The organism is Methylobacillus arboreus (assembly GCF_020532725.1).
GTDB classification, from domain to species: domain Bacteria; phylum Pseudomonadota; class Gammaproteobacteria; order Burkholderiales; family Methylophilaceae; genus Methylobacillus; species Methylobacillus arboreus.
The window spans coordinates 307,439-315,638 of record NZ_JAJAVC010000011.1; the positions used below are offsets into that span (position 1 = coordinate 307,439).

9 protein-coding genes are annotated in these 8,200 nt (G+C 57.6%); 8 read left to right on the forward strand and 1 reads right to left on the reverse strand.

The annotated features are described in order from the left end of the window. Nucleotides 1–3: 3 nt before the first annotated feature. Entirely contained in the window at nt 4–1,014 is a 1,011-nt protein-coding gene (ftsY, locus tag LG198_RS12500; RefSeq protein ID WP_230343515.1) for a signal recognition particle-docking protein FtsY, read from the reverse strand. A gap of 335 nt (nt 1,015–1,349) precedes the next feature. On the opposite strand from ftsY, the gene LG198_RS12505 reads away from it, so the two are divergent. The 8 genes from LG198_RS12505 to LG198_RS12540 all read left to right on the forward strand — a co-directional run bounded on the left by LG198_RS12505 (nt 1,350) and on the right by LG198_RS12540 (nt 8,107). Continuing rightward, nucleotides 1,350–2,672: a M16 family metallopeptidase gene (locus tag LG198_RS12505; RefSeq protein WP_230343812.1), complete on the forward strand. Its 1,323-nt coding sequence runs from the start codon at nt 1,350–1,352 to the stop codon at nt 2,670–2,672. Next, nucleotides 2,662–3,990 (forward strand): M16 family metallopeptidase, encoded by a 1,329-nt coding sequence (locus LG198_RS12510; RefSeq protein ID WP_230343516.1) that lies wholly within the window; start codon nt 2,662–2,664, stop codon nt 3,988–3,990. The genes LG198_RS12505 and LG198_RS12510 overlap by 11 nt, the downstream gene beginning before the upstream one ends. Further along, the gene (gene rsmD, locus LG198_RS12515) at nt 3,977–4,534 is read left to right on the forward strand and encodes a 16S rRNA (guanine(966)-N(2))-methyltransferase RsmD (protein WP_230343517.1); all 558 of its coding nucleotides are present in this window, start codon (nt 3,977–3,979) and stop codon (nt 4,532–4,534) included. Before LG198_RS12510 ends, rsmD begins: the two co-directional genes overlap by 14 nt. Nucleotides 4,535–4,573: 39 nt before the next feature. Continuing rightward, entirely contained in the window at nt 4,574–5,056 is a 483-nt protein-coding gene (gene coaD / locus LG198_RS12520; RefSeq protein ID WP_230343518.1) for a pantetheine-phosphate adenylyltransferase, read from the forward strand. Between the two features lie 19 nt (nt 5,057–5,075). Continuing rightward, nucleotides 5,076–5,333 (forward strand): YfhL family 4Fe-4S dicluster ferredoxin, encoded by a 258-nt coding sequence (locus LG198_RS12525; RefSeq protein ID WP_230343519.1) that lies wholly within the window; start codon nt 5,076–5,078, stop codon nt 5,331–5,333. 110 nt (nt 5,334–5,443) lie between these two features. Continuing rightward, on the forward strand, nt 5,444–5,842 hold the full coding sequence (gene gloA, locus LG198_RS12530) for a lactoylglutathione lyase (RefSeq protein ID WP_230343520.1): 399 nt from the start codon (nt 5,444–5,446) through the stop codon (nt 5,840–5,842). A gap of 115 nt (nt 5,843–5,957) precedes the next feature. Then, complete coding sequence (locus LG198_RS12535) at nt 5,958–6,914, forward strand: bifunctional enoyl-CoA hydratase/phosphate acetyltransferase (protein WP_230343521.1); 957 nt, start codon at nt 5,958–5,960, stop codon at nt 6,912–6,914. After that, nucleotides 6,911–8,107, forward strand: a complete 1,197-nt coding sequence (locus LG198_RS12540; protein WP_230343522.1) for an acetate/propionate family kinase — start codon at nt 6,911–6,913, stop codon at nt 8,105–8,107. The genes LG198_RS12535 and LG198_RS12540 overlap by 4 nt, the downstream gene beginning before the upstream one ends. The last annotated feature ends 93 nt before the right edge of the window (nt 8,108–8,200 follow it).

Consider the following 8,200-nt stretch of genomic DNA (forward strand, 5'->3'; position numbering starts at 1 on the left):
TCCTTATTCAAACAATGCATCAACAAACTCGCTGGTTTTGAACGCACGCAAGTCATCTATGGATTCGCCCACGCCGATGAAGCGGATGGGGACGGGGCGCGCTTGGGCAATTGCGGCAATCACACCGCCCTTGGCGGTACCATCCAGTTTGCTGAGCACCAGGCCTGTCACGCCCAGTGCATCGTCGAACGCCTTGACCTGGGTGACGGCGTTCTGGCCGGTGTTGGAATCGAGTACCAGCAACACCTCATGAGGTGCGCCAGGCAATGCCTTGTCGATTACCCGTTGCACCTTGCGGATTTCTTCCATGAGGTTGAGCTGGGTGGGCAGGCGGCCAGCAGTATCGGCCAGGACGATATCAATGCCACGCGCCTTGGCCGAATTCACTGCATCGAAGATGACGGCAGCAGGATCACCGCTTTCCTGGGCAACGACGTGCACATTGTTACGCTCGCCCCAGGCTTGCAACTGCTCACGCGCGGCAGCGCGGAAGGTGTCGCCTGCTGCAATCAGTACCGACTTGCCCTGCGACTGGAACAGGTTGGCGAGCTTGCCGATGGTGGTGGTTTTACCAGCGCCATTGACCCCAGCCAGCATGATAACGAAGGGCTGGGCCGTGGAGGTGTCCAGCGGTTTTTCCAGTGGGGCGAGCAACTCGAGCAAGGATTGCTTGAGCGCATCCTTGAGCTGGGTGGTATCGCTGAGGTTCTGGCGCTTCACGCGGGTGCGGATCTGTTCGAGCAGGGCCTGCGTTGCAGCGATACCGACATCCGAGGTGAGCAGGATGGTTTCCAGCTCCTCGTATACATCCTCATCAATCTTGCCACCACCGAACAGGCTGGCCAATTGCAGGCCAAGCTGGCTACGGGTCTTCGCCAGGCCGCGCTTGAGCCGCTCGGCCCAGCTCAGGGTCGGTTTTTCCTGGGTCGGCACCTGGGGCGTGACAGGCGCTGCTTGTTCCGGTTCAGGAATAGCAGCCGGTGGGGACTTATCTTTTTTGAAAAAATCGAACATGGGGTGTGTTTTTACCAGTAAGCAGATATTTTAAAGCAAAACAAAGCGCTTGCCGCGGCTCAAGCAGGATATCTGTGCATATCTTCAACGTATTTTCACCAGGAGACGAAATAGTGGCTATATATCCCAGGCATATATCTGCCTCAATCATAAGAACTAATTTTGAAATGGTTCTGTCAGAGCATCGTTGAATTGATATTTGCCATCCGGGTGCGGTCAGACAACAGCGTGGTGGCGGCAATTCAGCATTAAACTACCGCTATAATGCATGAATAATGCGGCTAAAGGAGAATCACAAGGTGTTTATTCGAGGAGTGTGGCTGGCCCTGGCATTGATGCCGATGGCAGCCCAAGCAGCAGGTACGCATGAGTTCAAGCTGGACAATGGCTTGCGGGTGATCGTACAGGAAGACCACCGGGCGCCGGTGGTGGTGTCACAGGTATGGTACCGCGCTGGCAGTGTGGATGAAGTCAATGGCAAGACCGGTGTCGCCCATGTGCTCGAGCACATGATGTTCAAAGGCACCAAGACTGTTCCTCCTGGCCAGTTTTCGCGGCTAATTGCCGCTGCGGGTGGGCGTGAGAATGCCTTTACCGGCAATGATTACACGGGTTATTACCAGCAACTGGAAAAGTCACAACTGCCATTGGCGATCAAGTTGGAAGCCGACCGCATGGCCAATCTCCAATTGACCAAAGAAGAATTCTCCAAGGAAATCCGCGTAGTGATGGAAGAACGCCGCTGGCGTACGGATGACAAGCCGCAAGGTATGCTCAACGAGCAATTCAATGCGATTGCCTTCCAGGCCCATCCTTATGGCCGGCCTATCGTCGGCTGGATGAACGACCTGGAAAACATGACGGTGGAGGATGCACGCGAGTGGTACCAGACCTGGTACACACCAAGCAACGCGATTCTGGTGGTGGCAGGGGATGTCGATCCCCAGGCCGTCCTCAAGCTGGCCGAGCATCATTTTGGCGTGATCAAGCCGCATGCATTACCAGCGCGCAAACCGCAACTGGAGCCCAAGCAGATAGGCGAGCGCCGCACAGTGGTGAAAGTGCCGGCTGAGCTGCCTTATGTACGACTGGGCTTCCATGTGCCTGTGCTGCAGGATGCGGAAAAAGACTGGGAGCCTTACGCGCTTGAAATCCTCGCAGGCGTGCTCGACGGCAATGCGTCCGCACGGCTTAACCAGAACCTGGTGCGCCAGCAGCAACTGGCTGTGGATGTCGGGGCAGGCTACGACCTGATCCAGCGCGGGCAGGTTGGGCTGTTCGAGCTTGAGGGCACGCCTAGCGAAGGCAAGACCGTGGCCGAGCTGGAAACCGCCTTGTTGAATGAGATCGAGCACATCAAACAGGAAGGGGTGACTGAAGAGGAGTTGCAGCGCGTCAAGGCGCAAGTCATTGCGGCAGATGTTTACCAGCGCGACTCCGTGTTTTATCAGGCAATGCGGATTGGCCGCCTGGAAACCACCGGTTTTTCATGGCGCACGCTGGAAAGCTATCCAGCCAAGCTGAAGGCCGTAACGCCACAGCAGGTACAGGATGTTGCCCGTAAATACCTGGTCAAGGACAGCCTGAGCGTGGCAATTCTCGATCCGCAACCCATAGACCCAAATGCAAAACCAAAAGGCAAGCCACATGCGCATTAATCTTTCTTTTGTCCGGCGCGCGCAGCAGGCGCTCGTCATTGCGACCGGGCTGTTACTGGCCGTGCAGGCACAGGCAGCTCTTAATATCCAACATTGGCAAACCAGCAAGGGCAGCGCTGTCTATTTCGTGGAAAACCACGACCTGCCGATCATTGATATCAGTACCAACTTCGCCGCAGGAGGCGCGCGTGATGGCGACAAGTCCGGGCTTTCCGGCATTACCCGTTATCTCATGACGCTGGGGGCAGGCGGCCTGACCGACCAGCAGATTTCCAACGGCATCGCCGATGTCGGTGCAATATTGGGGGGTGAGCTTGATGCAGACCGTGCCGCGCTCAAGCTGCGCACCCTGAGCAGCGAGCGCGAGCAAAAGGCGGCGCTGGATATCTATACCAAGATACTGCATCAGCCGGATTTCCCCGAAGCTACCCTGACGCGGGAAAAAGCACGTATTATTGCCGGCCTCAAGGAAGCGGCCACCCAGCCTGCGAGCATTGCGAACCGGGCTTTCCTCAAGGCTTTGTACGGCAATCATCCCTATGCGGTAGAGGAGGATGGGGAGCCGGAATCGGTCAATGCTCTGGTGCGTGACGACCTGCAACAGTTCTACCATCAGTATTACGGCGCAAAAAATGCGGTCATCGCGCTGATGGGGGACTTGACCCCGGAGCAGGCGCGCACGATTGCCGAGCGGATTTCCTCAGGCCTGCCTGATAGCCCCGCGGCGGCGGCTCTGCCCGAGGTAGGCTATCCACAGGCGGCGGTTGAGCGGCGTATTGCGCATCCGGCCAGCCAGTCCCACATCATGCTCGGCTATCCTGGTGCCAAGCGCGGCGATCCTGACTACTTCGCACTGTATGTCGGCAATTACATCCTGGGCGGCGGCGGTTTCGTGTCACGTCTGACGGAAGAGGTGCGCGAGAAGCGTGGCTTGGCGTACAGCGTTTACAGTTATTTCCTGCCGATGCAGCAGCTGGGCCAGTTTCAGGTGGGCCTGCAAACCAAGCGCGACCAGGCCGAGGATGCGCTCAAGCTGGTGAGGGAAACCCTGGCCAACTTCATCAGCAAGGGCGTGACCGAGGCCGAGCTCAAGGCGGCCAAGCAGAACATCATCGGTGGTTTTCCGTTGCGCATCGACAGCAACAGCAGGATCTTGGATTACCTTGCCGTGATCGGCTTTTACAAGCTGCCGCTTACCTATCTTGAGGAGTTCAATGGCAAGGTGGACGCAGTGACGGCAGCGCAGATCAAGGATGCTTTCAGCCGCCGCATAGACCCGGACAAGCTGGTGACGGTGGTGGTGGGTGGCAGCAACTAACCGTGTACGCATCAGCGGCGGTGAATGGCGCAGCCGCCTCTTAAGCTTTCCCGATGTGCCCGGTTTGCGCCCCACGCCAGACCGGGTGCGCCAGACTGTGTTCAACTGGCTGGGGCAGGACATGTATGGGCGGCGCTGTCTCGACCTGTTTGCTGGCACCGGCGCGATGGGGTTCGAGGCATTGTCGCGCGGCGCGAGCGCCGTGGTGCTGGTGGAGAAATCCACGCCTGCCACCAAATCCCTGCAGCAGAACCAGTCCTTGCTCAATGCTGGCGCCGCGCGCATATTGCAGCAGGACGCCGTGCAATTCCTTGCGCAGAACCGCGAACGCTTCGACGTGATCTTTCTTGACCCGCCCTACCAGCAGGGCTGGCTGCCCAAGCTTCTGCCCCATCTGCAAGGGCATCTGGCTGAGGACGGCGTAGTCTATGTGGAGGCCGAGTTTGCCCTCGATGATGAGCTGCCTTGGCAGGTCATCAAGCATGGCAAGGCGGGCAATGTTTTCTATCACCTGTTAAAATTGGCAGATAGATCAACCGATTGACAGGCTGCGTGCCTGCTTCGCCTTGCAAGGATTGTTTATTTGAGCCAGCTGAAAGTCGTATACCCAGGCACCTTCGACCCGATTACGCGCGGTCACGAGGATATCGTGCGCCGTGCCGCCGGGTTGTTCGACCATGTGATCGTCGCGGTTGCCCGCAGCCCGGGCAAGCACCCGATGTTTTCGCTTGAAGAACGCGTGGAACTGGCTTCCAGCGTGCTTGCGGATTGTCCTAATGTGCAGGTGCAGGGATTTTCAGGATTATTGATGCAGTTTGTGCGCGAGCAAGGCGCGCGTGCCGTGGTGCGTGGACTGCGTGCGGTGTCCGACTTCGAGTACGAATTCCAACTTGCAGGCATGAACCGCCAGTTATTTCCCGAGATGGAAACCATTTTCCTCACCCCAGCCGAGCAGTATATGTTCGTCTCGGCAAGCCTGGTGCGCGAGATCGCCCAGCTCAAGGGCGATGTCAGCCAGTTTGTCTCGCCCCTGGTGCAGGAGCGCATTGCGCTCAAGCTGGCTTGAGCGCGGCGGGGAATCAGCCATGGCCTTGATGATCACCGACGAATGCATCAACTGCGATGTTTGCGAGCCGGAATGCCCGAACGGTGCGATCTACCAAGGCGAGGAAATCTACGAGATCAACCCCAGCTTGTGCACCGAGTGCGTAGGCCATTTCAATAATCCGCAGTGCCAGGATGTTTGCCCAGTCGCCTGCATTCCGCATGATCCCAACCGCGTGGAAACCCATGATCAGCTTTACCAGAAATATCTTCAGATTATGCTGGTAAAAGAATCCTAGTCAGTTTCGGTGGTGGGTACATTAGTATTCATGCCATTGGGAGCCTGCACGCAGATAATTCCTTAAAGCTATAATGGCTTTCTTCCCTTTCATCGTTCAAGGAGTGAGCCGTGCGGATATTGCATACCATGTTACGTGTCGGTGACCTGGAAAAGTCGCTGGCGTTTTATACCAATGTGCTTGGGATGAAGCTGTTGCGCCGCCATGAGTATCCAGAGGGAAAATTCACGCTGGCGTTTGTTGGTTATGGCAGCGAGCGCGACCAGGCCGTGATTGAGCTTACCTATAACTGGGATACCGCCAGCTATGACAAGGGCAATGCCTACGGGCATATCGCCATCGAGGTAGAAGATGCCTATGCTGCCTGCGAGGCGGTCAAGCAGGCGGGCGGAAAGGTGGTGCGCGAGGCTGGGCCTATGATGCACGGTACTACCGTGATTGCCTTCATTGAAGACCCGGATGGATACAAGGTGGAATTTATCCAGAAGGGTACCTGGACGCCTGCTTGAGACCGCTTGAATTATTTGCCTGTTTTGCTGGTCTTGATGGTTAGAGCCTTACATGTCATGCATGAGCCGGCCATGCGGTAAACGTCAGTCGAATGAATTCCTGAAGGAGCAACCGATGTCACAAGCCCTGCCCCTGGTCCGCCCGGGGAAGTCTCTGAATTTGCTGCAAGACCTGATTGCCTATGCGCAAACCCTGCCGACGGTGCGCACGGGCGTGGTGCATCCTTGTGATGCGGTAAGCCTGGGTGCGGCGCTTGAGGCCAGAAGCTTGAACTTGATCGACCCTTTGCTGATCGGGCCTCGCGCACGCATTGAGGCAGTTGCCGGGCAGGAAGGCCTGGCACTTGACGGCATTGAGATCATTGATGTGCCGCACAGCCATGCTGCCGCGGCCAAGGGTGCGGAGCTTGCCGCGGCTGGCGAGGTGCATGCGATCATGAAGGGCAGTCTGCATACCGATGAGCTGATGTCGGCTATCCTGCCTTCCGCAGCCGGCCTGCGGACGAAGCGCCGGGTTTCGCATTGCTTTATCATGCAGGTGCTGACTTACCCGCGTGCATTCATTATCACGGATGCCGCTATCAATATCGCGCCCGACCTGCTGGCCAAGGCAGATATCGTGCAGAATGCGATAGACCTTGCCGCGGTGCTTGGCCTGGAGTCTCCCAGGGTGGCGCTGCTGGCAGCTGTGGAGACGGTGTCGACGCATATGCCTGCCACGCTGGATGCCGCCATTCTCTGCAAGATGGCGGATCGTGGGCAGATCAGCGGCGGCGTGCTCGATGGGCCGCTTGCGTTTGATAACGCCATTTCCATCGAAGCGGCGAAGATCAAAGGCATACGCTCGGAAGTGGCAGGGGCTGCCGATATCCTGGTGGCGCCTGACCTTGAAAGCGGCAATATGCTTGCCAAGCAGCTTGAATATCTTGGCAATGCGCAGAGCGCAGGTATCGTGCTCGGAGCCAAGGTGCCTGTAGTGCTGACCAGCCGGGCAGACCCCAAGCAGAGCCGTCTTGCTTCCTGCGCGGTCGCTGCCATCCTCGCCCAGCACTACAAGGATAATCCGCCATGAGCAAGCTGGTGTTGGTATTGAATTGCGGCTCCTCCAGCATCAAGTTCGGCCTGTTTGACATCAGCAAGGCCGAAATCCCGCGCAAACCGCGATGGAACGGCAAGGTGGACGGCATACTCGGCAGCAATCCTACCTATGGTGACAGTCTCACTGAGCCGCACCCAATTGCACTTGGCAGCGAGCATCCCTATTCGGATGCTTTGCGCCAGATCATTGACCAAACGCAGCAGCAGTTGCACGGCGGCACGCTGGTGGCGATCGCGCATCGCGTCGTGCATGGTGGCAGCCAATACTTCAAGCCGGTGCGTGTTGATGCGGAAGTGTTGCGTGATTTGCGCAGCTATATCCCGTTGGCACCCTTGCACCAACCGTTTGCACTGGAGGCGATAGAGCGCTTGTTGCGCTTCGACCCAGCGCTGCCCCAGGTGGCGTGCTTTGATACGGCTTTCCACCATACCCTGCCTGAAGTTGAGCAAGTATTGCCATTGCCCTATGCGGCTTTCGAGCGCGGCATCCGCCGTTACGGTTTTCATGGCTTGTCCTACGAGTATATGGCCCTGCACCTGCCCGAGCTTTTCGGCGAGCAGGCAAAAGGCCGCACTATCGTCGCGCACCTCGGCAGCGGCGCCAGCCTCTGCGGCATGCAAGGCTTGCAAAGCGTTGCCACCACCATGAGCTTTTCTGCGCTGGACGGCCTGATGATGGGGACACGCTGCGGCGCGCTCGACCCGGGCGTGCTGCTGCACATGATGGAAGTGGAGCACCTGAGCCCGGCCAGGGTGGGGGAAATGCTTTACCATGAATCCGGGCTGTTGGGGGTTTCGGGGATTTCTTCCGACCCCAGGGTATTGTTGCAGCGGGAAGCCGATGAGCCGCGCGCCCGGCTGGCGCTGGATTTATATGTCAGGCGAATCGTGCGTGAGATAGGCTCGCTGGTGGCTGTGCTGGGCGGGCTTGAGCTGCTCGTATTCACGGCGGGCATAGGCGAGCACAATGCCGATATCCGTCAGCGCGTGATCCAGGGGCTGGGCTTTCTTGGCCTGAAGCTGGATGAGGCGGCAAACCAGGCGCACGCGCGAGTGATTTCGCTTGCAGAAAGCCAGGTAATGGCAGCTGTTGCTTTCACTAATGAGGAGTGGATGGCAGCGCACCATACCCAGGCATTGTTACAAGCAAAGCAGGACGGATTGTAAGGCTTTGTAAACGGTCATAGAGGTAAGCCGTGAACTATGTAGGGTTGTGTAAATTAGTTTGCGGCGATTCATTCTGAACAATAATATTGTTCT